Genomic DNA, 24303 nt, shown 5'->3' with positions numbered 1-24303 from the left:
CATGGAGGGACTCCCTGCCCAGATCCTGGAAATCGTCGATCTCGGCGTCGTCGTCTTGGACACCGAGTTCCGCGTCTGTTACTGGAACCGGTGGATGGCCTTCCACAGCGGGATCGCGGCGGAGGCCATCACCGGGACCCCGATCTTCGAGAGCTACCCGAAGCTGAACACCCCGGAGTTCCTCCGCGGCGCCCGCATGTCACTGACCTTCGGCTCTCCCGCCGTCTTTCCGCAATCCCTGCATCACTACCTCTTCCCGTTCAAGGTGGTCGGCACCCCCAACGGCATGTTCGACCTCATGCAGCAGCACTGCACGAGCGCCCCCCTGCGCGAACCGGACGGGGAGATCGGGCACCTTTTGATCACCGTGCAGGACGTGACCGAGCGGGCCATCTCCCAGCAGAGGCTTAGGGAGCTGAACATCCGCGACCAGTTGACCGGCGCCTACAACCGGCGCTACCTCGACCACCGGCTCCCCGACGAGTGCAAGAGGCACGACCGCCACCACCGCTCCTTGAGCGTCATCATGATCGATATCGATTTTTTCAAGAAGGTAAACGACCAGCACGGTCACGAGGCGGGAGACAAGGTGCTCTCCCAGGTGGCGGGGAAACTGATGGCAACCGTCCGGAAGACGGACTGCCTGGTGCGCTACGGGGGCGAGGAATTCTGCTGCATCCTCCCCGAGACCCCTCTGGAAAACGCCTGCGTACTGGCCGACCGCTTCCGGACCAGCGTCGAGAGGCTCGCCATCGCGGCGGGGAGCACGGAGTTGCGGGTGACCATCAGCCTGGGAGTCGCCCAACTGCGCCCCGAGGACACCCACGCCACCCTTTTGAAGCGGGCGGACGAGGGGCTCTACGATGCCAAGCAGTCGGGCCGTAACCGGGTGATTGCACGGACGTAAAGGCTGTTGAACCGGGGGGGCGCTCCCCCTTTCTCACATTAAAAAATGGTACCATTTTTGAAAATAAAACGAGTTATTACGTGAACTTAACCCCGAATTTCGGCCGGCCGAAATGGGGCTTTTTTATATTCCTACTGCCGCCTAGGCCGGAAAGCGCCGGTCCAGGACGGTCATGACGGCATCGACCACCTCGTTGGGAGCGATATCGGTCAGGCAGCGGGCCTTTTCGCGGCAGGCGGGTGTGGTGCCGAAACGGGTGCAGGGGGAGCAGGCGAGCTTCTTGTTGAGGACCAGGTCGAACTCCCCCCGGGGTCCCCACTTGGCCTCGATACCGGGGCCGAAGAGCGATACGGTCGGAATCCCGAGCCCGACCGCCAGGTGCAGCACGCCGGAATCCCCCGAGACAAGCAGCAGGGAACGCGCTATGACCGCCGCCGTCTCGGCCAGGGTGGTCTTCCCGGCCAGGTTGGTCCCGCCGCACCACTTCACGATGTAGGCCCCCTCCTCGGCATCCTCTTCCCCCCCGACCACCACGATGCTCAATCCCCGCAGCGAGAGATGATCGGCGACCCGGCGGAAGCGCTCCATCCCCCAGCGCCGCTCGGGGATGCTCGCCCCCGGGAAGATGGCCAGGTACGGCCGGCCGGCAGGAAGGAGATCGGCGGCCTTGGCGGCGGCAGCTTCGGGAACCGTCAGGAAGGGGATCTCCAGCGAGCCGGGTTGCTCGATGCCGAGCGGCGAAAGGAGGTCGAAGAAGCTCTCCACCTCGTAGCGCTCGTGGGAGTACGGGATCCGGTGGGCGAAGAGGCGCTTGCGGTTGTTGGTGGCGAAGCCGACGGAAACCGGGGCGCCCGCCAGCCGTGCGACGATGGCGGAGAGCCGGTGCCACTGCTCGGTGTCGATCACCAGGTCGTAGCTTCCACGCACCGCTTCAGCCAGTGGGGAAGCTTCGTCGTAGAGCAGGACTTTGGCCACCGCCGGAGCAAGGGCGAAGGCGGCGGCATTGCGCCGCTCGGCCAAGACGGTAACTTCGGCGTCAGGATAGCGGCTCTTCAGGGCGTTTAGCGCCGGGACCAGGAGGACGGCATCGCCGATCCCCCCGGGGCGGATCACCAGGATGCGTTTGATCTCTCCGTGCTGCCGCTCGCGGGCGGAAGGGAGCAGCGCGGCCCCCACGATGCCCAGGACGGCATCGACTTTCTTCAAAATCTTGATGCGGCTCAACGGTCATCCCTCACTTAAGCTCGATGTGGCAAAGATATCCAACGGTCGATCATGCTGGCAATGGTGCGCTTTCCGGTCATAGCCGCCACAGCCGCACTCCTGCCGACACGAGACGGTCCCGGTCCCATCCCCCCTTGACGTCGCACAGCAATCCACCTTCGGTCATCAACTGCTTCAGTTCCTCAACAGTAAGGTCAAGGTATCGGCGGTGGGCAACCGCGAGTATCACGGCATGGGCGGGTTTAAGCGCATCCCACGGCACGATGTCCACCTGGAAGGCTGCTCGGGCTTCCTCCGGGTCGGCCAGGGGATCATGCACCTGCACGGTCACCCCGTAATCCCTAAGTTCCCGGACGATGTCGATCACTTTGGAATTCCGCAAGTCCGGGCACTGCTCCTTGAAGGTCAGCCCCAGTACGGTCACCGTCGATCCCAGGACGTTGTGCCCCGCAGCGATCAACTCTTTAATGGCCCGCTGGGCGATGAAGGACCCCATGCCGTCGTTGATCCTGCGCCCGGCCAGGATCACCTGCGGTATGTAACCCAGCTGTTCGGCCTTGTGGGTGAGATAATAGGGATCGACCCCGATGCAGTGGCCGCCGACGAGACCGGGGGTGAATTTGAGGAAGTTCCATTTGGTGCCGGCGGCAGCCAGCACGTCGTGGGTGTCGATCTCCATCCGGTCGAAGATCTGGGCGAGTTCGTTCATCAGGGCGACGTTGAGGTCCCGCTGGGTATTTTCGATCACCTTGGCGGCCTCAGCGACCTTGATGCTGGACGCGCGATACACTCCCGCAGTGACCACCGTTTCGTATACCCTGGCAACGGTTTCAAGCGTGGCGGCGTCTTGGCCGGAGACGACCTTGGTGATCCGGGTGAAGGTATGCTCCTTGTCCCCCGGGTTGATTCGTTCCGGTGAATAGCCGACGGTGAAATCCTCTCCGCAGGTAAGGCCCGAGGCCTTTTCCAGGATCGGCACGCACTCCTCCTCGGTGACCCCGGGGTATACGGTGGATTCGAAGACCACGATATCCCCTTTTTTGAGAGCCTCGCCCACGGTGGCGGCCGCCCGCAGGAGCGGAGTCAGGTCGGGCTGCTTGGCCCGGTCCACCGGGGTCGGCACGGCCACAATGTGGAAATCGGCCTGGCGGAGGTCTTCGACCCGGTCGGTGAAAAGGAGCTGCGCATCGGCGAACTCGGCGGCGGAGACCTCACCGCAGCGGTCACAACCCTTCTTAAGCTCGGCAATGCGGGAGGGATTGATGTCGAAACCAACGGTGAAACCGACCTTTCCGAAGGCGACCGCCACCGGGAGACCGACGTACCCCAAACCAACCACCGAAATTACGCGCTTTTTCTGAGACATGTTTAGCTTCCCACTCCTGTTATCCCAAAAGTCTTGCCCAGCAAGCCGCCCCTCGTGCTCCGGCATCAGCCCCCCTTGATGGTCTGTTCCGCGGAGCCGGAGAGTATCCGATCCACCGCCTCCACTCCCTGCATGAAGCAATGGTCCATGTTCCCCACCTCGTACTTCCAGGCCCCGAACCGGCCGCGAGAGTAGATGCCTCGCTCCTCGAGCCAGGGTTGGATCGCCTCCAGCGCCCGGTCCCGCCCCAGGGTGGGGACCGGATACGAATACGGGATGTCGATCAGGTAGCGGCTCACCGCCCGCTCCGCCTCCCCTTCCGACAAAATCCCGGAGTTCTTCAGCCCGGCCACGGTCGCCTCTACGATCCCCCCCTTCTCCTCCGGCTTGGTCGGCGAGTAGGTGGTCTCGCACATGAGCGAGAAATAACGGGAGGTATCCCCGTCGGGGACGTTGGCGGCGGCGTAGTTGTGGAAGTTGGTGACCCGGTAAAAGGGGGAGTTGCTCTCAGGGAAGTACATCCAGCATTTCGAATCGTTGCGGCGCCCTTCGATCCCCACCCCCACGATGAGCCCGCCGTTGTGGACGAGCCCGCCCGCATCTTCGCGCAGGCGCTCCGGTGCATCGCTCAAGGCGGCCACGAGAAGGTCGAGCGGGGAGGTGTTGATGAGGATGTCGTAGCGCTCGACGCGCCCATCGGCGAAAGTGATCTCGCGGGCGGCGCTATCGAGGGCAACCATTTCCCTCCCGAGGTGGACGCGGTCGGCGAAGCGCTTCGCGATGCCGCGGAAGATGGCCCCGGTCCCCCCTCTTTTCGGGAACTTGAAGGTGTTATTGGGACCCCAGCTCAGGTCGTCGATCCCCTGGGAGATGTTCCGCTCGATCCGCGCGAGGTCCACCACACTCACCCGCTCGGCGATCCACCCCTTGCTCATCTGCTCGAGCGGCGTCCCCCACACCTTCTTGTTGTACGGCTCCATGAAGTGCTTCACGATGCCGGCACCGAAGACCGCATCCATCCACTCGCGGAAGTTGGCGGCCAGGTTGGGAGAGCCGGAGAGCGAACGAAGCCCCTCCACACACTCCTTCAAAGCCTCATCCGGGAGGTAGCGGACGTTGTTTTGGAAGGGATAGGGAACCCAGGTGCCGAGGATGCGGACCCAGCTTTCCCGCTGGTGCTCATGGTAAGCATCCCCCAGAGCCTCGGCGACTGCCTCGTCGAAGTAGGGATAATGGGAGAAAAGGACATGCCCGCCGACGTCCCAGGTGAACCCGGCGCCGTCCACGAAGGAGGCCGAAAGCCCGCCTACGTGGGGCTCCTTTTCGAAGAGCACCCAGTCGCGGTGGCCGATTTTGTCGAGATGGTAGGCGGCGCCCAGCCCGCAGGGGCCGGCGCCGAGGATGACGATCTTCATCGGAATTACCTGTGCCTCTTCATCAGATGCCGAGCCGCCCCCGCAGGTCCAGTATCCGCTGGGCAAGATGCTTCGCGAAGAACTGGAGCCAGGCGAGCGGCATGTTGTAGCCGTGGGCCTTCAGCGCCCGGACATTCTCGCTGAAGCCCTGGTAGATGTGCTGCCCGCTGGCGCCCCCCGCCTGCATCCGGACCAGCACCTCGGGAAGGTAGCGGATCTCCGCCCCACCCTTTTGCCACCTAAGGAACAGCTCGAAGTCCATGTGGGAAAAGCGGTAGCTCAGGTCGAAAAGCCCGAAGCGGTCGAAGAGCTCGCGCCGTACGTAGCAGGTCGGGTGGTTGAAAAGGATCATCCGCCACGGGAGCCACCAGTAGCGCGGTGGGGCGAGCCTCTTCAGAAGAAACTCACCGTCGTAGAGGAGAAGGTCGGCGTGCAGTACCTCGGTCTCGGGGTGCTCCTCGAAGTAGCCGCTGACCCTGGCGAGCGCTCCGGGGAGGAGCATGTCGTCCGAGTTGATGAAGCCGACCAGGTCGCCGGTAGCCAGCGCGATCCCTTTGTTGAAGGCGTCGGAAATGCCGCGGTCGGGTTCGCTCACCCACTTCGAGATCCGGTCGCCGTAAGAGCGGACGATCTCCATGGTGTCGTCGGTCGAGCCACCGTCGACCACGATGTACTCGAGCGTCCCCTTCCACTCCTGGGCCAGGACGCTCTCGATGGTCCGGCGGATGGTGGCCGAGGAGTTACGGCAAATGGTGATCAGCGAGATGGACGGCATACTTCCTCGAAAATCGGTAAGGTCGGCCCCTATGCTAGCCTCCGACAACTTCGGCCACGATGGCGGCCACTCTCGCGTTGAACTCTGTGGCGGTCCACTCGCGGCTCACCTCGATGCCGCGGGCACCCAGCTCCCGGCAGAGTCCGTCGTCCTGCCAAAGCCTCCCCAAAACGGCGGCCATGCTCTCTACCGAAGAGGGATCGAACAGCAGGGCCGCCCCCTTGGTCTGCTCGGGCATCCCGTACACGCCGGAAACCGCGGCCGCGCACCCCATCTTCATCGCTTCCAGAGGGGGGATGTTGGTCGGGCCGCAAAAGGAGGCCATGACCAGGGCACGGGCACGGCGGTAGATTCCCGCCATCTGATCGTCCGGTACGTACCCCAGGAAAATGACCTGGCCGGTCAGTTCCAGCTCGCGTACCAGTTGCACCAGCGATGGATAGAGCCGCTTCTTGGCGCCGGCCAGCACCAGCTTGATGTCCGGAAAACGCCCCTTCAACAGGGCGATGGCCCGGATCAGCCCCTCGTGGTTCTTGTGCGGCCAGAACTGGGCGGGATAAAAGAGAAACTTCTCCGGGAGTTCGCACTCCGGCTCGACTCCCCCCTCCAGGTAGGCGGGCGCAATGAAGGGAAGCACATGCACCTTGGCCGGATCCATGCCGTAGGAGTCAATCACCTGCGCCTTGCCGATCTCGGAATCAACCAGCACGCCGCGGCACCACCGGCAGGTATTACCGTAGTGCCACTCCCGCCAGGAGAACTCCTTGGCCCTCCCGATCTCCGGGAAGCGCCGCTCGTAGCGGTGCATCAGGTCGTGGATGGTGGCCAGAGCGGGAACCGGCACCAGGTAGGCCCAGGGGTCCTGGGACGGGAAGATCCAGAGATCGCACCGCTGCCTTAAAAAAGCGCGCACGGTCGGGTTCCACAGCGGGGCCAGACGCCGCCATAGCGGGGTACCGAGAAAGCTGTAGTGCAGAAGCTGGCCGAAGATCCGCCCCCAGTAGCCGAGCGGGATGGGCGCCGTCTTAAACGGGTACCGCTTGAGATACGGCTCCCAGGAGGGATGGGAGACCCCGGCGATCACCTGGTAGCGGTCGGCGGGAAGCTGCGCCAGGGCGTCGAGGACGGTCTGGTTGTACTGGAAGGCCCCCCCCCAGGTCGGCTCGATGCCGAGAAAGATCCCCACTCTCTTCATCGGCAGACCGCCTCCCGGACCGCGGCAGCCACCCGGGCCTGCTGGTCGCCGGTCAGCGCAAGCCCGCTCGGAAGATAGAATCCGCGCCGGGCCAGCCTTTCGGCGACCGGGTGGCGTTCCCCCGCGAAGAGGCCGCCACCGGTGAAGACCGGCTGCTCGTGCATGGGCCAGAAAAACGGACGGGTCCCGATCCCCAAGGCCGAAAGCCTCCTCATCGCCTCCTGGGCGTCGAAAGGAAGTTCATCGTCGAGCACCACCCCGAAGACCCAGAAGATGTTGTCGGCAAAGTCGCAGTCGCCGGCCGGCATCTGGAGGCCGGGAATCCCCGCCAGAAGCTCACGGTAGCGCCGTCCCATGGCCCGTTTCTTCTCCACGAACTCGTCCAGCCGCTCCAACTGGGCAAGTCCCAGGGCGGCCTGCAGGTTGGTCATCCGGTAGTTCCACCCAAGCTCCTCGTGGACGAAGCGGCGGGAGGGCTGGAAGCAGAGGTTGCGCAGCGAACGGCAGCGCTCCGCGAGACCGGGGTCGTCGCAGACGAGCATCCCTCCCTCGCCGGTGGTTACGTGCTTGTTGGGATAGAAGCTGAAGGTGCTGATGTCGCCGAAGCTTCCGCACGGCCTCCCCCGGTAGGTCTGGCCGTGCATCTCGGCGGCGTCCTCGATGACCTTCAGGCCGTGCCGGCGGGCAAGCTCCAGGAGCGGATCCATATCGACCGGCAGGCCGTAGATGTGGACCACCATGATGGCCTTGGTGGCCGGCGTGATGCGGGCCTCGACCTGGCCTACGTCCATGTTCCAGGTGACCGGGTCGGCGTCGACCACCACCGGGGTGGCGCCCGAGCGGACGATGGAGGCCGCGCAGGAGATGATGGTGAAGGTGGGGAGGATCACCTCGTCCCCCGGCCCAAGCCGCAGGGCCTTGACGGCGATGTCGAGGGCCCCGGAGCCGTTGGCGACCGCGATCCCGCACTCCCGCCCGACCCGGCGGGCGAAGCGCTCCTCGAACTCCTTCACGAACGGCCCCTCGGAGGAGATCCAGCCGGTCTCGATGCACTCCATGAGGTAGCGTTTCTCGTTGCCGTCCAAAAGCGGCTCGTTCACCGCAATGAAGTCACCCATCGATCACTCCCCGAGGATCGCCTGGTCGGCGGTGATCCCGCGGAACCTGGTCTTGTCGCCGTCGCCGGCGAAGGGGCCCTGCTTGACCTCGATCATCTCCAGCTCCTCGAGGGCCTCGAATCCGTGGCCGCCGGAGGCAAGGAGGATGGTGTCCCCTGCCGACAGGATCCTGCTTTCCACATAGTTTTGCCCGTTGTCGTAGAAGTCGACCCGTACCTTTCCTCGCCTGACCAGCAGCACTTCCTGGGTGAGGGAGACCTCGCGATGGACCGGATTATGAACGTGCGGCTCGATCAGCTTGCCGGCCGGATGCCGCATGTAGGCAAGCTGCTGGGAGAATTCCCCCGGAGTCAGAAAGTGGATGCCTGGGGTGTTGAAACCTTCCCTGAGAATGATGGCCAGAAGTTCCCCCCCGGCCTGGACCTGCTCGATCATGGGCTCTCCCCTGTCAGACGATAATGTGCTTGAAGAAAGGCTTCAGGACAGCCTTCAGCGGAAAACGAAGCGCAGTCAGCGCGGCGATCAGCAGCAGGTCCCGGACGGTGATTCCCTTCCGCAGGCGTTCGCGCCCCGCGGCAGACTCCTGGATGTTGCGGACCTTCTGCTTGGCGCACACCATGCGCCAAGGCCGGTCGCTGTCGTGGTACTTACTGCTCGTCGCAGGACTTCTGCAGGCTTTCGCTTACCATCACCGGCTTCCCCGTTTGCCAGCGATGAATCTTCTGATGATGCCGTCGAGCTCCACCGCCCGGTGGGCGAAGGTATGACAGGAAAGAGTCCGCTGCTGGCCGGCCGCGGCAATCCGCTCCCGCTCGGCAGGATTCTCGCACAGCCAACGGACCTTTTCGAGGCACTCCTGCGGCGACCGGTACAGTACCACTTCCTGGTCCGGCACGAACAGCTCGGCGAAGTTCTCCTTCCAGTCCGCCACCATGCACCCTCCCACCCCGGTGATCTCGAAAAGCCGCATGTTCGAGGCGTAGCGCGGCGAGGAATCGGCGTGGATGTTGAGGGCGATCTTGGAATCCCTTAGCACCTGGAACATCTCGAGGCCGTAGACGTCCGGCTTGAGAAACGGCCGGAGGGCAGGATGAACGATGAAAGAAGGGGGCGTCTCCTCCTCTTCGGCGATCCAGCCGACCTGCGGCAGCCTGGCGAGCCAATCCCGGTCGATGCCCACCCTTTTCAGGATATTGAAGGAGTGGTGGATCCAGACCGAGAGCCAGGCCTTAAAGTTGTTGAACCGTCCCAGCCGCGCGCTGGAGGAGAAGATGGCGATCTCGGTGACCTTGGCCAGCGCGAGCAGCAGCTCCTCGCGCTGCAGGTGAAACTGGCTGGTCCGGATTAGCTGTCCAATGAAGCTGAGCGGATACAGCTTCTCCCGGGCCGCCAGCCGCTCGTTGATGCGCGGATCGAAACTGTGGTGCAGATGCTCGGCCGGCACCCCCTGTGCGCGCAGGTATTCTACCGACTCGGGGGCGCAGGAGAGGACCAGGTCGAGGTGCCGCCAGTGCGTCGAGCGGGGCACCGCACTCCCCGTCCAGCCCAAGGCGAGACGGATGGAGGGGACGGCCGACCTGATGGCAGCCAGAACCCGCTCATCGCTGTCGTCGAACCAGAGCACCTCCGGCCGGAACCTGCGCACCTGTTCGATGGCGATCTGGTCGAGCGGGACGCCGGCAGGGTCTGCGAAGCCGTTCTCCCTCGCCCAGGCCCGCTGCATCGGTTCGGCGTTCAGGATCAGCTCCGTCCCCTGGTATCCGAGGGGGGCGAGCGCATGACTCCAGAAATCAGCACTCCCAGAGGCGTCGAAATCGAAGGCCACCTTCTGCTCGGCGAAGCTCGCACCGGCGAGTCCCGGCCGTTGCGCGTAGAACCGGGCGAGGTAGGAGGGATAGAGCGTTGTTATCCGGACCAGCCTCATGCTTCTTTCCGCCCTTTCCCCTGGGTTACAACCGTCAATGATCTGCTCCTTCGCTGGATCTGGCGACTTCCCGATAGATCTCCCGCAGCTGCGCGGCGCTGCAGGAAAGGTCGTACTCCTTCTCCACGTGCCGGCGCGCGGCCCGGCTGAAGCGCTGGTACTCGGCGTCGTCCATCAGGTAGAAGCGCTCGACGAAGGCGGCCAGGGCGGCGACGTCTCCTTCCGGCGCGAGCAAGCCGCTCTCGCCGTGGACGACCTCATCCGGGATATCGCAGTGGGTGGTCGAGATCACCGGCAGTCCGGTCGCCTGGGCGTCCAGGAGCACCACCGGAGCGCCCCCCTCGCAGTCCCGGGAGGCGCTGTAGCGGCTGGGGTGGATGAATACGTCGAAGTCCGCGAAGAACCGGTGCAGCTCCTCGAAAGGCACCCCGTCGACCATCTCCACCCGCCCTCCGACCCCCAGCTCAGCTATCCGGGCCTGGATCCGCCCCCGCAGGCCGTCCTGATCCCTTCCCACCAGCGTCAGGGTCATCTCGGGGCAGCGCGCGAGGGCCCGGGCGAAGGCCTCCACGGTGACGTCGTACCCCTTCTTCTCCGTGAAGCTCGCCATCTGCAGAAGGCGCAGACGCCCGGGGCGTTTCTCTCGTTTAAAGAGCGGGATGCTGCCGGGGTCGACCCCGAGATGGAGCACCCTGACTTTGGAAGGGGGGCACCCCATCTCGATCAGCCGGCTGCGTCCGAATTCTCCCTCGGTCAGGAACATGCTGGCCTCCCGGAAAAGAGTCCCGTACCGGCGCACCCACTTCGGATCGCTCCCCGGAAGCCACTCGTAGTCGAAGCCGTAAAAGGAGACCACCAGCGGTAGGGAAAGGGCCCGGGCAAGCCAGAGATAGTCCCAGGCCATAAAGGAGAAATGGGCGTGCAAAAGCTGGAGCTTTCGGCAGCGCCAGATTACCCAGGGGCGCCAGGCCAGTAGAAGCGCCCGGCGGACCGTCACCAAAAGCCCTTCGGCCGCCGTGGTTCCCAGCGCGAAACGCCGTGCCAGGGGGCCCACCACGAAGCGAGCGTCGCGAAGGGGGAAGCGTTCCTCCCCGGAGAGGTTTGCGGTCACCACCGTCAACTGCACCCCGCTCAGCGCGTCGAGCAGCCGATAGCACCAGTTTTCGGTGGGCGCCAGGTAGCAGTGCAGCAGTTCACCGACCCGGACCGGACCGGTATCCGATCCGGCGGATGCTGCTCGCAATGCTCGATGAGTACGGCCGGTCACTCCCCTCCTCCCGCCACCATCTCCGCCAGACGCCGTCCCTTCCTCGCCGCGATTTCGAATAGCGGCGTCTTGAGGAGCGCAGAGAGCCGGTCGAGCAGCCTGAGCCGGTACTCCGCCCCCAGGGCAACCACCTCGGGAAACCTCTTCTGGAGAACCAGTTCGCCGGCTAGCTGCGCCACGATCTCGCCGATCCTGCGGTCCCCTTCCCCGGCGAGTCTGGTCCTGAAGTCGGGGAACTCGGCCAGGATGCTTTCGGCGCTTTTAAGGAGCGCGCGGTTGATTTCCACCCGGTTGGACGACTTGTTGGCGCTGTGGTAGTGGACGACCGCGGTCGGCTTGTCGAGGTAGGCGGCCCGGAAGACGATGGCAATCCTCTGCAGCAGGTCGGAATCCTCGTTGTAGCGCAGCGACTCCTGATAGCGGAAACGCTCGAAGACGCGGCGGCGGTACAACAGGCAGCAGACGTACACCCTGGTGGTAAAGAAGTGTCGTTCCGCGAAGCGGTCGGGGTCGCCGGCGGCGGTCGGATAGACCAGGGTGTCCCTTCCGCCGATACGGGTGTAGGCCGGGCTGTAGACGAAATCGGCGCCGCTTCCTTGCAGGGTGGCGACCATCTCCTCGATGGCGGTCGGCAACCACTCGTCGTCGGAGTCGAGGAAAGCGACGGCATCCCCGGTGGCGAGCGAAATCCCGAGGTTGCGGGCCGATGCGCAGCCGCCGTTACTCTTTGCGACGTACCTCACCGGCCGTCCCCATTGCGCGCTTAAGGTGGCCACCACCTTTTCGGTATCGTCGGTGGAGCCGTCGTCCACCACGATCACCTCGAGCTCGCGGTGACTCTGGGCCATGATGCTTTGCAGCGCTCTGCCGATTAAGTGCGCCCGGTTATAGGTGGGGACGATGACGCTGACCAGCATGGTCGTCATAGTTTCAGTCTCTTCTTCACGGCCTGTCCCAACCGTTTCACCCTGCCGTTATAGAGCCGCGCGACCAGCGGGATCTCCAGGGCGGCGATCACTCCCTGGACGATAACCGCCTTGGCAACCCCCTTGCCGCGCAGGTCGTTTCGGAAGGTATCCAGCCGGTACCGGCGCCGGTACCTTTTCTCTAACCGCTCCTTCGTCTCCTGGGTAATGCGGAGGGCGGTCTTCTTTTCCTCGAGCGTCATCCCCGGCCCGTCGAAATAGGGAACCCGCTCGTACTCCGCGAGGTCGTTCAGGTAATGCTCCGGCTCCATCAGGAGGGTGCCGTGCTCGGTCACCCACTCCATCAAGGTGGTATCGGGGATGGGCATGAGGCTCCCGAAATTGCAGCCGCCGCTGGCGTACTTTTCCGCGAAGGCGATCGACTTCCTGACGTCGTCGAGCGTTTCGTGGGGACTGCCGACGATGAAGTAGAGCACCACGTAAAAACCAAGCTCGTTGGCGGTCTTCACCGCCGCCTCGATTTCCTCGACGGTCTCGTGCTTCTTCAGTACCTTGAGGATCTCGTCGGAGGCCGACTCGACCCCGAAGGAGAGGTGGGTGAAACCGGCCCGTTTCATGGCAACCAGCAGCTCGTGGTCCACCCGGTCCGCCCGGACGCCGGAAACGTAGAAATCGAGGTCGTCGAAGCCGGCTTTCTCCAGCAACGAGCAGAGCTCGAGGATCCTCCCCTTTTGCAGGGTGAAGTTGTCGTCCACGAAATTGAAGTGCCGGTATCCGAGCTGGTACCAGTAGGCGATCTCCTCGAAGATGTTCCCCGCGCTTCTGGCCCGGAACTTTCTGCCGAGCATGCTCTTGGACTGGCAGAAGATGCAGTGGTAGGGGCAACCGCGGGAGGAACAGAGAAAGACTCCCGAATGGTAGCGGCTAAGGTCAAACGAGCGGTACCTCGGGAAGGGGATCTGGTCCAGGTCAGCCACCAGCTCCCGTTCGCCGTTGAAGACGATATCCGAGCCCCGGCGGTGGATGAGCCCCTTGATGCTCCCGACTTCGGCCCCCTGGCAGAGCTCCTTCATCGGGTACTCCCCTTCCAACGAGACGCCGAAATCAAGGGAGGGGCACTGCTCCAGCACCTTCGTTTTCCAGGCGGTCAGATGGGGGCCGCCGCCGATGACGGGGATGGCCGGGAACCTCTTCTTGACCGCCTCGATCAACTCGTAGTGATGGCGGTACCGGAAGGTCATCAGCGAGATGGCTACAAGGTCCGGCCGGAACTCGGCGATCCGTTCGAAAAGGTACTCGAGCGGCCAGAGCTTCCCCATGTCGACCAGGGCCGTCTCCACACCGATCCCTTCAAGCACCTCGCAGAGGTAGCCGATGCCCATGGGAGGGAACTGGTTTTCGCCGCCGTAATGGTTCCCCGGGTAGTTGGGGTAAACGAACAGCACGCGGCGGTATTTGAGGGTTGCCGTCATCTAGGCTCTTCCCCCTTCCGTCGCGCTCCCCCCCGCCAGCACCGCCTTCACCGAGGAGATCACGTCCTCCACGTCCTGGTCGGTGAGCTTGGGAGAGAGGGGAAGGCTCACGGTTTGCCGCCCGACCCGCATGGCGTGCGGGTAATCCTCCGGCCTCCAGCCGAAGGTATCCTGGTAGTACGGGTGTTCGGGGAGGCTCAGGTAGTGGACCCCGACCCCGATATTGCGGGCGGTCATCAGATCGAGGAAGCGGTCGCGGGAGATCCCGGTCTTCTCCTCGTCGATCAGGATGGTGTAGAGATGGCGGGCGTGCCTGGTTTCCTGCTCCACGGGCGCGGGAATTGCGACCGGCAAAGGCCCGAAGGCTTCGTCGTAGCGCCCCCAGATCAGCTCCCTTTTGGCCCAGTTGGTCTCCACCCGGGCCAGTTGGTGGATGCCGATGGCGGCCTGCAGGTCCATCATGTTGTACTTGTAGCCGCACTCGACGAGGTAGTAGTGCTTGAACCCCTCGTCGCCGAAGCGCTTCCAGGCGTCCTTGCTCATGCCGTGCAGGCCGAGGATCTTGATGCGGCCGATATCCTCCTCCCGTTTGGCCACCACCATCCCCCCTTCCCCGGTTATCACGTTCTTCGTCACGTAGAAGGAAAAACAGCCGAAATCGCCGAAGGTGCCGGCCTTTTTGCCGCGATACTCGGTTTCGATGGCGTGGGCGCAGTCTTCGATGACCTTCAGGCCATGCCGCTTGGCGATGGTCATGATGGCGTCCATCCGGCAGGGGCGCCCGGCGAAGTGGACCGGGATCACCGCCTTGGTCTTTGCGGTGATCTTCCGCTCTATCTCGGCGGGATCGATGTTCATGGTAACCGGGTCGATATCGGCCAAGACCGGGGTCCCCCCGGCGTGAATGATGGCGTTGACGGTGGCGCAGAAGGTAAGCGGGGTGGTGATCACCTCGTCGCCCGGCCTGATACCGGCAGCCACCATGCTCAAGTGGAGCGCGGCCGTGCAGGAGTTAAGGGCCGCGACGTGGCTCACCCCCTGGTAGGCGGCGAAGTCGCGCTCGAACTGCGCCACCCGGGGACCGGTCCCGAGCCAACCACTCTCCATGCAGGCCACCACTTCCTCGATCTCGGGCGCCTCGATGGCCGGAGCCCCGTACACGAGGAAACCGGCTCTCACCTTGTTGTTATCCGTCATAGCTGTATCAGTCCTTGACCTGGTCGAGCAACTCATGGCTCATGGGGTTGAGAAAGAACTCCCTGTTCCGGGAGATACGGTCGTCGTCCCACTCCCACCACTTCAAGGCCAGCAACCGGTCAACGATCTCCTGGTCGAAGCGGTACTTGATCACCTTGGCGGGGCTTCCGGCGGCGATGGCGTAGGGGGGGATGGTTCCGGTGACCACGCTGTTGGCGCCGATCACCGCACCGTCGCCGATGACGGCACCAGAAACGACCACCACCTGGGAACCGATCCAGACGTCGTTACCGATCACGATCGGTCCCCGGGATACCATATCCTCGCTCTGATTGCCACCAAAGACGTTGCCGGCAAAGAAGTAACTGCTGCACCGGTCGATCCTGTGGTTGTATTCCTGCATCGAGACATTGCGGGCGATGGAGCAGAAACTCCCGACGGTGACCGGATTGAGCCAGCAGTAGATGTCAATGTTGGGTCCCCACAGACTGGTGTTGCGGCCGATGGAGATGTCGCCTCCGGAAAGGTAGGCCTCCTTGATGATGGAGTTCTTTCCGACCTTGATCCGGCCGCCCAGTATGGAGTTCCTCAACTGGGCCGCCGGATGGATCAGCTCCGGTTGCGAAACGCTGACGCAGATATCGGGAGGATTGACCAAGGCTTGCAGCAAGCCTGCTATTCTCCTGCGCACTCTGACCATGAAGTAGTTCACGCTGTCACCCGCCGGCCCCTCGGCAACAGATGCCGGCCCGGGAGAGGAGCTGATCTATCCCTTGCCCGGCCACCTGCGGAGGGGCGAAGTAGTTCTGCACGGAATCCTGACACTGTTTCGACGAAATGGTTTCGCATCGTTTCAGCGCCTCGAACAGTTCCTGCAAGGTTTCCACATGGAGTACGATTCCCGCATCCACCAACCCCTTCAAGGCACTCGCCCCGTTGGCCGTAACGGTGACGGTCGGGATTCCGAAGAAGAGGGCTTCCTGTGCGGAGGTGGAATAGCCGGTCACCTGCACGTCGCTCAGCTGCATCAAGGCGTACATGGCCATCCGGCTCGCCTGCTCCGTTTCGAAGTTTGCCCGGCGGACGGATTGCAGCTTCTCCTCGAAATGGGCACGCTCCGCTTCCGGGGTTGCCGGATGGAAACGAAGCAACCAGAACCACCCGGGGGGGCTTTCACGCACCGCCTCCACGATGAAGTCGGTGAACTCTCCGGGGGTCTGCAGGGTGACCAGGATGGTCTTCTCGAATCCCGCGGTGGACCGCGCCAGCTCGCCGCCCTCCTCCCCCCCGAGGTCACCGTCGGTATGCCACTTGTTCAACCAGAGGTTGCCGCAGACCGCCACATCGCATTGGGCGGCAAAAGCCTCATTTTCGGCCAGGAGCGTCCTCTTCTGCTCCTCTCCCCAGCACCAGAAGAGATCGGGAACCACTTCGTACGGTACCGGCGGAACTTTCGCCCATCCCGAGTAACCGTGGTGATCGCGCCCCTGAACACCGTGCTGGAGATCGACGGTGACCACCCCCACTCTGCGCGCGGCCAGGGTGGCGGCCATCACGTCGAGCCCATACCAGCAGACGGAGACCAGTAGTTTAGCCCCGGTCGCCCGGAGCCATTTCTCGAAGACGAGGCTGAGCTTCTGCAGGTAGATGATGTCCGCCTGCACCTCGTGCCAGTTCCGGTAGCGACCGGAAACGGCGGCGGAGAACGCAGCTAACTCCTGGAACCAGGGGGGTTCCTTCAGCGGCGGGGGGTCCGGGATCAGCAGGGCCTCCCGTTCCAGCAGGCGGGAAACCCACGCCGACCGGTACCGTCGGGGGTGGCGCGGCACCCCTCGCTCCCAGAGCAGGGAGGAAACCCCCTTGCGGTCCAGGTACTCGACCAGGGGATCGGCGTAGATCTCGTAGAGCCCCTCCCGCGTCTGCACGCGGCGTCCGGACAGGGTGAAGAGCACCACCTCCCGCCCCGGCGCCACCGGGTCGTCGTTATGGGAAGGATCGAGAGCCAGCAGGGAGTCCCACTCCCTTGCCCAGGTCCGCTCCATCTCCCTTCGGGACTGTCTCGCCCTCAGGGAACCCAGCATCCGGGTCAGCGGCCGCAGGTGCCGGTGGCCGTGCAGAAAGTCGCGAACCACCGCCCCCCAGGAGCCGGTAGGGGCGGCGACCCGCGGCGGCATCATGGCCACGATCAGCGTTTCCTCACGGATCAGGGGCCACACGTTCCAGTCGAAGAACCGGTAGCTCTCCACGGGATGGGTCATCTCGAAGGCCCGCACCGTCTCGATGATTTCGCGGTTGGTCATGCCGGCCTGGCCTAGGTTTGCCGGAAACCGCGGAAGGAGCTGTCCGCCTGCAGGTAGAGCCGCTCGGCCTGCCCGACCGCCTGCTGCAAGGCCCGGGAGTAGTAGTTATCCAGCAGTCTCCGGTTGGCCACCAGCAGGGCCTGGTGGAATTCGTCGTCGCTCAGTTCGGTGAAATTGACGCTCAGCAGGTCCGAGTTGACGTGCTTGTGCTCGTAGAAATCCTCGCAGTCCCGCAGCAGCCCCTGTTCTATGGCCTGGTAGTAGAGCGGGGAACCGGGATACGGGGTCACCGGCCGGATGGTCCGCAACTGGGCACCGTCGTCATATTTCAGCAGGAAGTCGACTCCCTTGTTGAGCGTCTCCACGCTATCGCCGGGGTTTCCGAAGATGATGTTGAAACCGGGGCTGATCCCCGATGCCAGGGTCAGCTCGATCCCTTTCACGATCTGGGCGGTGTTGAGGCACTTGTTCATCCGCTTCAACACCTCGTCGTCGAGAGCTTCGATCCCGTAGTTGATGAAAACGCACCCTGCCCGCTTCATCAGCGCGAGGAGGTCGGCGGAGACGAAGTTGAGCCTTCCCTGGCAGGCCCACTTGATGTTGAGGCCGCTGGCCAGGATGGCCTCGGAAACCTCGGCGGCCCGCGCGGCCGAGGAGATCAGCAGTTCGTCGGAAAAGTTGATGTAGTTGATGCCGTAGTCGCGGTTTAAAAGCCGTATCTCCTCAAGGATCCCCTCGGTGCTGCGGAGCCGGATCCCCTTCTCCATCCGGTAGCAGAAGATGCATTCGAAGGGGCAGCCGCGGCCGGAGAGGAGAGGCATCACGAAGTCGCCGTTGACGGCGTGCGCGTTTCTGATCAGCCGGTAGTACTCGATGGGAAAGAGATCGTAGGCGGGATGGGGGAGCGCGTCGATCTCCTCGATGGGAGCCCGGCGCTCGTTGACCCGGACCTGGTCGCCGTCCCGATAGGCGAGCCCCTTCACCTCCGAGAGGGGAGCGCGGGCAGCCAGCTGGCGGACGAGTTCCACCACCGTTTCCTCCCCTTCCCCGATCACCGCGGCGTCCGCCTGGGTGCGTCGCAGGAAGTACTCCGGCTCGGGCGAGGGGCCGTGCCCCCCCAGCACGAAGAAGGGGCGCTTGCGCGAGCGATTGATCGCCTCCGCTATCTCCAGCAGTTTGCGGTACTGGTAGTACCCGGCGATGACCCCGACTCCAACCATGTCGAACTCGTTCTGGTCCAGGAAGTCGGTCAGCGCGGAGCTCGGGTAGTGGTGCAGGTCCTCGTGGTAGATAGTGACCTCGCACCCGCACCCTCTCAAGGCGGCGGCTATGTAGGCGGTTCCCTGCGGGAACCAGTGGATGTACGAGTAGTTGTCGTATACGACCAGCAGCACTTTCATGGGGTGGCCTCCGCCGGGAAGGGAACTCGTTCTTTGGCAAACCAGGTGCGGTGCATGCTCATCCTGGAGGGGTTATCGATCACCGGGCCCTCCCCGGAAAAGCGGAAAGCGGCCTGGCGATGCCCGGGAGCTTCGTTGTTGTTGATGCGTCCCAAAAGGAGCGGCTGCAGCGAGACGTCCCAGTTGAAACAACTTTCCATGGTGAAGCCGAATTTCATCGAGTACTCTCCGGCCAATTCCGCCACCCGGGGGGAGACCGACTGGCGGTAGCCGAAGGGATAGCTTATGCAGGAGAGCGGGGCGCCGGCCACCTCGCCGAGGATTTCAGCGCAGCGGCCGATTTCCCGACGGGCCTCCTGCTCGGGGAGCGAGGCGAGCGAGAGGTGGCTGTGGCCATGCACCCCGAGGGCGCGAAACCTCCCGTGCAGCTCCCGCGCCTCGTCGGCGTTCAGGTAGAACCAGGAACAGAATTCGGCCTCGTCCGCCTGCTCGCTGAACATCTCGTCCACGATGGTGGCGGCGTGCTCCGGGCTCAACAGGAAGTTCAGCGTGTACTTCAGCGCCCTCGCCGGCGGCTCATCGTACGGGTAAAAGCTCGGCCCAATGGATGAGGCATCGATCTCCGGGAAGGAGAACGACAGTTTCCGCTCGGCCACCAGACGGGCTCGTGCGAGGAACTCTTCCGAGGAGATCACCGAGCGGAGGTAGTGGACCTTGTGCACGAAGCAGGGGCGGCGCTCCGCCAGCGGGGCCGAGTTCACGAAGAAGATGAAGGGTATGCGACGGGCTTCCAAGATGGGGAGCGCCAGCGCGAACTGCTCCTTCAGGCCGTCGTCGAAGGTAACGACTGCCGCATTTTCAGGGAGCGCCCGGTTGCCGGAGAGCGCCCGCTCGATGGCGTCGGCGCCCACGAATTCGACATGGCGCCCCATCTCGTCCAACTGCGCCTCGAACTCAGAGGGAGTGACCCCGATGATGCCCGGGTACGGGTAGCGGTCGGCGGCCCCGATATAGTGGTAGTTGACCGCGAGCAGGAAAGGCCCTTGCGCTGTGGCACCCCGCTCCATATCAGGAGTTTTTCCCTTTGCTGACCTCGATGATCACGTGGTACAGGCTGATCTCCATGTTGAGACCGTTCCAGAGTATCCTCTTCCCCTCCGGCGTCATCACCGTCCAGGACCTCATCGGGTCATCCTCCCGGGGGGGCAAGTCGAACGGCATCTCGTGCTTGAGAAAACGGTAGGAGGCCACCTCCGGATGCTGTTCCAGGAACTCCGCCACCGAGCTCATGGCGAATTTGTTCCAGTTCGCCTGCACGACCCCGGTCCCGGGCACCCGGTAGCGGATGAGAACGTCGATGGGGAACTCGTTGAGCATCATCAGGTTGACGCACCGGCCGCCGTCCCTGGTCACCCGGATCATCTCGCCGAGCGAGGGCTTGAAGTCCTCGAATATCTGGGTAACGCCGAAGGAAGTGGCGAAATCGAAGGTGGAATCGGCCACCCCCTGAAGGTCGTTGATGTCCCCACAGCAGATGTCGATCCCCCGCTGGGCCAGCAAGGCGCGGCAGTCCTCCACCAGCTCGGGGTTGTGCTCGATGCACTGCAGCTTGATCTCGGGGTTGAGGCCGCGGATGTAATAGGCGAACTCCCCCGTGGCGGAGCCCAGGTCGACCAGGGAGAGCGACGGCTGGCAGGCGGCCGGGGAGGCCAGGGCGAGAATCTCAGCGGCCTGCTTGAAGATCTCCTTCGGGTGGTCGTAGCGCCTCTCCCTGAGGTAGATTTCGCCATCGATCGAGGAAATGTAGTTCTTGTTCATATGCTGACCTTTCTGTGTCTGGGCCGGCGGCTCATCCCGCCACGTCACTACGCTTGCGGCCGACGTATATCATGGTGTCCGAGAGCCCCGCTTGATCGATGACCGGCTGGATAAGCGAATTCAAATCCAGGGCCTGGCTGTAGAGCGAGGAGGCGGGGAGATCGGCCGATGCCATGGCCGAAGAGAGGAGGTCGTAGTAGTCCTGCCCGAAATACCAGAGACCGAGCGGCTCCAACCCGTTGCGGGAGGTAAGGCGCTGCAGGGAAGCATCGGTGAAGACGTGCAGGTGGTCGGGGGGGACGATGTGCCGGCAGGAGACCCCGGGAAAAAGGGAGTTGCTGAGCGAGCTCAACGAGGGATGGCGCGGCACCTCGATCACCACCAGGCAGTCCGGCTCCACGGCCGCGGAGATCGCCTCGGTCACTCCACCGGGATCTTCGGTATGCTCGAGAACGTTGAAGAGGGAAACCACGGCAGCTCCCTTCAGGAGCTCTGCCGCGTTGGAACCGGTGAGGAATTCCTCCACCACGGTCGCCCCCCGCTCACGCGCAAAGGCGCACTCGGCCGGATCGCACTCGAGCCCCACCGCCTCGAAACCTGTCGAGGCCGCTGCCACCAGCGTTTCGCCGGCCCCGGAGCCGACATCGATCCAGCGCCCCCCCGGCTTCGTACAGAACCCGTTGACGTAGGCCACCTTGGGGGCGGCTATGGTCTCGACCCTGGTCTGGTAGTGCCGGCTGTCGAGGTAGGTCCAGGTCTGGATGGTCTTCTTCCCCTGGTCGTCCGCGCCGGTGTAGAGGTTCTTCACCCCCTCGGCGTCAGGGGGATTGGAGCAGTAGAGATGATGGCAGGCGCCACACTCGCGGTAGTGGAAACCATAGACCGCCACAAAGCAGGATGAGGCGCTCTCGCCGCAGATCGGGCAGCGTTCCACGGTGTGCCGCGCTGACAGCACCGCCTCGGAAATGGCCTGCTGCCCCCGGGCAATCTCCCGGCGCCAGGAGGGGGTCCGGTTCAGGGTGCGCATGTCGAAAGGTTTGGTGAAGCGGAGTTCGGCGGGATGCCAGAGCTCCTCCATCCTGCTCCGCGCCTGGCCTGGATGCATCAGTCCCCCCCCGCTTCGAAGCCCGCTTGGTCGACGAAGTACTTTTGGATGTTGGTCCCCCAGATCTTCCTCCCCTTGACGATTTCGAGGAAGCGATCTTTGCTGGTGCCGTTGCCGAAGTGTTCGGTCGGCGTCCTCGGCAAGGCGGCGATCTGCGAGATGGCGGCCTCGATCTCCGGCACGCGCTCCCGGCAGTTGATGATGGTGTCGCAGCAAAAGCGGCCGTTTTGGCGGCTGCCGAGGTTGATGGAAGGTATCCCGTAGAAAGGAGCCTCCCTGACCCCGGCACTGGAATTGCCGATCATGAAGTCGGCATGCTTCAGCAGCACCAAGAAGGCCTCGAACCGGATGGAGGGGAAGATGCGCAGGGCCGGATTGTCCCGCAGGGCCGTCAGCTCCTCGATAATCAACTCCGAGCCGGGGTCGTTGTTGGGGTAGATGGCGACGTAGTTCCTCCCGGAAGAGACCAGGGCTTTGGAGATCTCGCTCAGGTTCCCCATCAGGTCGTGCAGTTTGGTGGTGACCGGGTGGTAGACGAAAATCCCGTAGCTGTCGAAGGAGATCTCGTAGTGCTCCTTGACGGAAGCGAGGCTGGGGAGGCCGCTGGAGGTCATCAGGTCGATGTCCGGGGAACCGATGATGAATATGTTCTCCTCGTGCTCCCCCATCTGGATCAGCCGTCGCCGGGCCCGTTCGTTGGCCACGAAATGGATGTGGGCGAGCTTGGAGACCGAGTGCCGAATCGACTCGTCTATGGTGCCCGAAACCTCTCCCCCTTCGATGTGACTGACAAGGACGTTGCTGAAGGCCCCCACGATTGCGCCGGCCAGCGCCTCGGCACGGTCACCGTGGATGACCAGCATGTCCGGCTTCAGAAGCTCGACGTAGTTGGAGAGCCCTTGCACCGTGTTGGCGAGGATGCTCCCCATGTCGTCGTTGGACTTCTGATTGATAAACCGGTAGATGTTCTTGAAGCCGCACTTCTCCACTTCCTCGCCGGTGTTGCCGTACTTGGGGAGCACGTGCATGCCGGTCACAAAGACATGCACCTCGAAGGCGGGATCGTCGTCGAGGGCGTGCATCAGCGATTTCAGCTTCCCGAAGTCGGCGCGGGTAGAGGTGAGAAAGAGAATCTTCCTAGCCATGGCTGATCTTTCCCCAGGTGAGCTGCTCGTTCATCGTGATGGCAGCAGCAGCCTTTCTTCCCAGCAGCGACGGGTAGTCCACGGCCTTGATCTCGCCGGTACCGGGCCGCTTCACCCAGATGTTGTCGCCGGAGAGCTCCTCTCCGGCTGCGATGTCGCGGATGGCCACCACGCAGGCGTAGGCGAAGTCGATGGTCGGCTGCTCCTCGGCCAGGATCCCCTTCTTCCCGCCGCGCGCGAGGAAGATGGCGCGGCTTCCGGCGATCAGCTCGCGAAGGTCGGATGGGTCCATGGAGATCTCGATGTCGGGGCCGGGCCAGCTCTTGTCCGAGGTGAAATGGCGCTCCAGGAGGGAGGCCCCGAGAGCCACCGCGCCCAGACAGGGGTAGTTACTCAGGGAATGGTCGGAAAGCCCGATGACGGCGTCGGGGAAGGCGTGCTGCAGGTCGGCAAGAGCACCCAGGCGCACCTTGTCGTAGGGGGTCGGGTACATGCTCGTGCAGTGCATCAGGGCGAAAGGAACCTGGTGCCGCCGCAGGATTTCCACCGCCCGGGCGATGCTGGCGAGGTCGTTCATCCCGGTGCTCAGGATGACCGGCTTGCCGAAACGGGCGATGTGCTCGATGAGCGGGTAGTTGTTGCACTCCCCGGAGCCGATCTTGTAGGCGGCAACCCCGAGCCGTTCCAGCCGGTCGGCCGCCGCGCGCGAGAACGGGGTGCTGAGGTAGATCATCCCCTTCGACTCGGCGTACTCCTTGAGCCGCGCGTCCTCGTCCTCGGTCAGCGCGCAGCGTTCCATGATCTGCCAGATAGATTCCGAGGCGTTGCCGGGCACCACGTCGTTGGGCACCATCTCGTCCGCTATGACGTGGGCCTGGAACTTCACGCACTCGCACCCTGCGGCATGGGCATCGTCGATCATCCGCCGGGCCTTCTCGAAGTCCCCCTCGTGGTTGATGCCGATTTCGGCCAACACCAGCGGGGGATGGTCCGGCCCCACGGCTCGGCCGGCTATCCGTATGCAGTTCATCTTGGTTCTCCCTTCCCCTGCCGGCCGGTCAGCAGCAAATCGGCCAGCAGCAGATCGAATTCGGAGTCAATGTCGAGGGACCGCTCGACGGGCATGACCAGCGGACGGGTCGCCGGCGGGTAGAATGTCTTCTCGCTGACGAGCACCTCGGTCTTGATCAGGTAGATGGCACCGTTCAACCGGTAGATCTCCTCGGCTTCCTGGCGCCGGGCCAGTTGCTCCCCGGCCATCCACGGCACCAGGAGTCCCCCGTCGTCCACCCTGCGCAGCCACTGGACCGGACGCTCGTTGGGAGTGACGCTCACCACGGCATCGGCGTCACAGGCCGCCTGTAGCCTCACGGCCTCGTCGATGTCGGCGGAGGTCCGCAGGGGTGATGTCGGCTGGAGCAAAAGGAGCAGTCGAGGACGGTACCCTTCCCGCTCGGCAAGCCAGGTCAGCGCATGCAGGGCCACGGACTCCGACGAGGCATGGTCCCCGGCAAGCTCAGCCGGACGCAGAAACGGCACCTCGGCACCGAAATCAGCGCTGACCGCGGCGATCTCCGCGTCGTCGGTGGAAACCACCACCCGCAGCTCGGGCGACGACTTCCGGGCCGCCTCGATGCTCCAGGCGATCAGGGGCTTCCCGCCGACCTCGCGGATGTTCTTGTACGGCACCCCCTTGGAGCCGCCGCGGGCGGTGATGAGGGCGATGATGTCGGGACCGGCTTTGTCCAT

23 protein-coding genes are annotated in these 24303 nt (G+C 63.8%); 1 reads left to right on the top strand and 22 read right to left on the bottom strand.

All coding sequences use genetic code 11. From position 1 onward, the window contains the following. The first annotated feature begins 1 nt into the window (after window position 1). Window positions 2-907 (top strand): GGDEF domain-containing protein, encoded by a 906-nt coding sequence (locus L4X63_RS18120; protein WP_250680058.1) that lies wholly within the window; start codon window positions 2-4, stop codon window positions 905-907. A 141-nt stretch (window positions 908-1048) separates the two neighbouring features. Here L4X63_RS18120 and L4X63_RS18115 read toward each other — a convergent pair whose 3' ends face one another. The 22 genes from L4X63_RS18115 to L4X63_RS18010 form a co-directional block, all read right to left on the bottom strand. Further along, entirely contained in the window at window positions 1049-2131 is a 1083-nt protein-coding gene (locus L4X63_RS18115; protein ID WP_250680057.1) for a glycosyltransferase family 9 protein, read from the bottom strand. 76 nt (window positions 2132-2207) lie between these two features. After that, entirely contained in the window at window positions 2208-3497 is a 1290-nt protein-coding gene (locus tag L4X63_RS18110; protein WP_250680056.1) for a nucleotide sugar dehydrogenase, read from the bottom strand. A gap of 65 nt (window positions 3498-3562) precedes the next feature. Further along, window positions 3563-4912 (bottom strand): protoporphyrinogen/coproporphyrinogen oxidase, encoded by a 1350-nt coding sequence (locus tag L4X63_RS18105; protein WP_250680055.1) that lies wholly within the window; start codon window positions 4910-4912, stop codon window positions 3563-3565. 22 nt (window positions 4913-4934) lie between these two features. Continuing rightward, window positions 4935-5687, bottom strand: a complete 753-nt coding sequence (locus L4X63_RS18100; protein ID WP_250680054.1) for a glycosyltransferase family 2 protein — start codon at window positions 5685-5687, stop codon at window positions 4935-4937. 34 nt (window positions 5688-5721) lie between these two features. Beyond that, window positions 5722-6882, bottom strand: a complete 1161-nt coding sequence (locus L4X63_RS18095) for a glycosyltransferase family 4 protein (protein WP_250680053.1) — start codon at window positions 6880-6882, stop codon at window positions 5722-5724. Beyond that, window positions 6879-8000, bottom strand: a complete 1122-nt coding sequence (locus L4X63_RS18090; protein WP_250680052.1) for a DegT/DnrJ/EryC1/StrS family aminotransferase — start codon at window positions 7998-8000, stop codon at window positions 6879-6881. Before L4X63_RS18090 ends, L4X63_RS18095 begins: the two co-directional genes overlap by 4 nt. A gap of 3 nt (window positions 8001-8003) precedes the next feature. Continuing rightward, on the bottom strand, window positions 8004-8435 hold the full coding sequence (locus L4X63_RS18085; RefSeq protein WP_250680051.1) for a cupin domain-containing protein: 432 nt from the start codon (window positions 8433-8435) through the stop codon (window positions 8004-8006). A 13-nt stretch (window positions 8436-8448) separates the two neighbouring features. Beyond that, window positions 8449-8619: a hypothetical protein gene (locus L4X63_RS18080; RefSeq protein WP_250680050.1), complete on the bottom strand. Its 171-nt coding sequence runs from the start codon at window positions 8617-8619 to the stop codon at window positions 8449-8451. Window positions 8620-8688: 69 nt separating this feature from the next. Next, window positions 8689-9924 (bottom strand): CgeB family protein, encoded by a 1236-nt coding sequence (locus L4X63_RS18075; protein WP_250680049.1) that lies wholly within the window; start codon window positions 9922-9924, stop codon window positions 8689-8691. A gap of 34 nt (window positions 9925-9958) precedes the next feature. Continuing rightward, the gene (locus tag L4X63_RS18070; RefSeq protein WP_250680048.1) at window positions 9959-11167 is read right to left on the bottom strand and encodes a glycosyltransferase; all 1209 of its coding nucleotides are present in this window, start codon (window positions 11165-11167) and stop codon (window positions 9959-9961) included. 20 nt (window positions 11168-11187) lie between these two features. Beyond that, on the bottom strand, window positions 11188-12117 hold the full coding sequence (locus L4X63_RS18065; RefSeq protein ID WP_250680047.1) for a glycosyltransferase family 2 protein: 930 nt from the start codon (window positions 12115-12117) through the stop codon (window positions 11188-11190). Then, entirely contained in the window at window positions 12114-13589 is a 1476-nt protein-coding gene (locus tag L4X63_RS18060) for a B12-binding domain-containing radical SAM protein (protein ID WP_250680046.1), read from the bottom strand. The genes L4X63_RS18065 and L4X63_RS18060 overlap by 4 nt, the downstream gene beginning before the upstream one ends. After that, window positions 13590-14786 carry a DegT/DnrJ/EryC1/StrS family aminotransferase gene (locus tag L4X63_RS18055; protein ID WP_250680045.1) on the bottom strand — a complete coding sequence of 399 codons (1197 nt, stop codon included), beginning with the start codon at window positions 14784-14786 and terminating at the stop codon, window positions 13590-13592. It abuts the gene before it with no gap. 7 nt (window positions 14787-14793) lie between these two features. Next, entirely contained in the window at window positions 14794-15456 is a 663-nt protein-coding gene (locus L4X63_RS18050) for a CatB-related O-acetyltransferase (protein WP_250680044.1), read from the bottom strand. A gap of 46 nt (window positions 15457-15502) precedes the next feature. Then, window positions 15503-17086, bottom strand: a complete 1584-nt coding sequence (locus tag L4X63_RS18045) for a hypothetical protein (protein WP_250680043.1) — start codon at window positions 17084-17086, stop codon at window positions 15503-15505. A gap of 11 nt (window positions 17087-17097) precedes the next feature. Beyond that, complete coding sequence (locus L4X63_RS18040) at window positions 17098-18486, bottom strand: B12-binding domain-containing radical SAM protein (protein ID WP_250680042.1); 1389 nt, start codon at window positions 18484-18486, stop codon at window positions 17098-17100. Further along, window positions 18483-19553, bottom strand: a complete 1071-nt coding sequence (locus L4X63_RS18035) for a polysaccharide deacetylase family protein (protein ID WP_250680041.1) — start codon at window positions 19551-19553, stop codon at window positions 18483-18485. Before L4X63_RS18035 ends, L4X63_RS18040 begins: the two co-directional genes overlap by 4 nt. 1 nt (window position 19554) lies before the next feature. Continuing rightward, the gene (locus L4X63_RS18030; RefSeq protein ID WP_250680040.1) at window positions 19555-20304 is read right to left on the bottom strand and encodes a class I SAM-dependent methyltransferase; all 750 of its coding nucleotides are present in this window, start codon (window positions 20302-20304) and stop codon (window positions 19555-19557) included. A gap of 31 nt (window positions 20305-20335) precedes the next feature. Then, window positions 20336-21409, bottom strand: coding sequence for a class I SAM-dependent methyltransferase (locus L4X63_RS18025; RefSeq protein WP_250680039.1), 1074 nt, complete (start codon window positions 21407-21409; stop codon window positions 20336-20338). After that, window positions 21409-22554: a UDP-N-acetylglucosamine 2-epimerase gene (gene neuC, locus L4X63_RS18020; RefSeq protein ID WP_250680038.1), complete on the bottom strand. Its 1146-nt coding sequence runs from the start codon at window positions 22552-22554 to the stop codon at window positions 21409-21411. The genes L4X63_RS18025 and neuC overlap by 1 nt, the downstream gene beginning before the upstream one ends. Next, on the bottom strand, window positions 22547-23584 hold the full coding sequence (locus tag L4X63_RS18015; protein WP_250680037.1) for an N-acetylneuraminate synthase family protein: 1038 nt from the start codon (window positions 23582-23584) through the stop codon (window positions 22547-22549). Before L4X63_RS18015 ends, neuC begins: the two co-directional genes overlap by 8 nt. Then, entirely contained in the window at window positions 23581-24303 is a 723-nt protein-coding gene (locus L4X63_RS18010; RefSeq protein WP_250680036.1) for an acylneuraminate cytidylyltransferase family protein, read from the bottom strand. The genes L4X63_RS18015 and L4X63_RS18010 overlap by 4 nt, the downstream gene beginning before the upstream one ends.

Origin of the sequence: Geomonas sp. Red32 (genome assembly GCF_023652955.1) — a bacterium.
GTDB lineage: Bacteria > Desulfobacterota > Desulfuromonadia > Geobacterales > Geobacteraceae > Geomonas.
The sequence above is the reverse complement of the archived record's forward strand: the minus strand, read 5'-3'. Positions and strand labels throughout refer to the sequence as shown.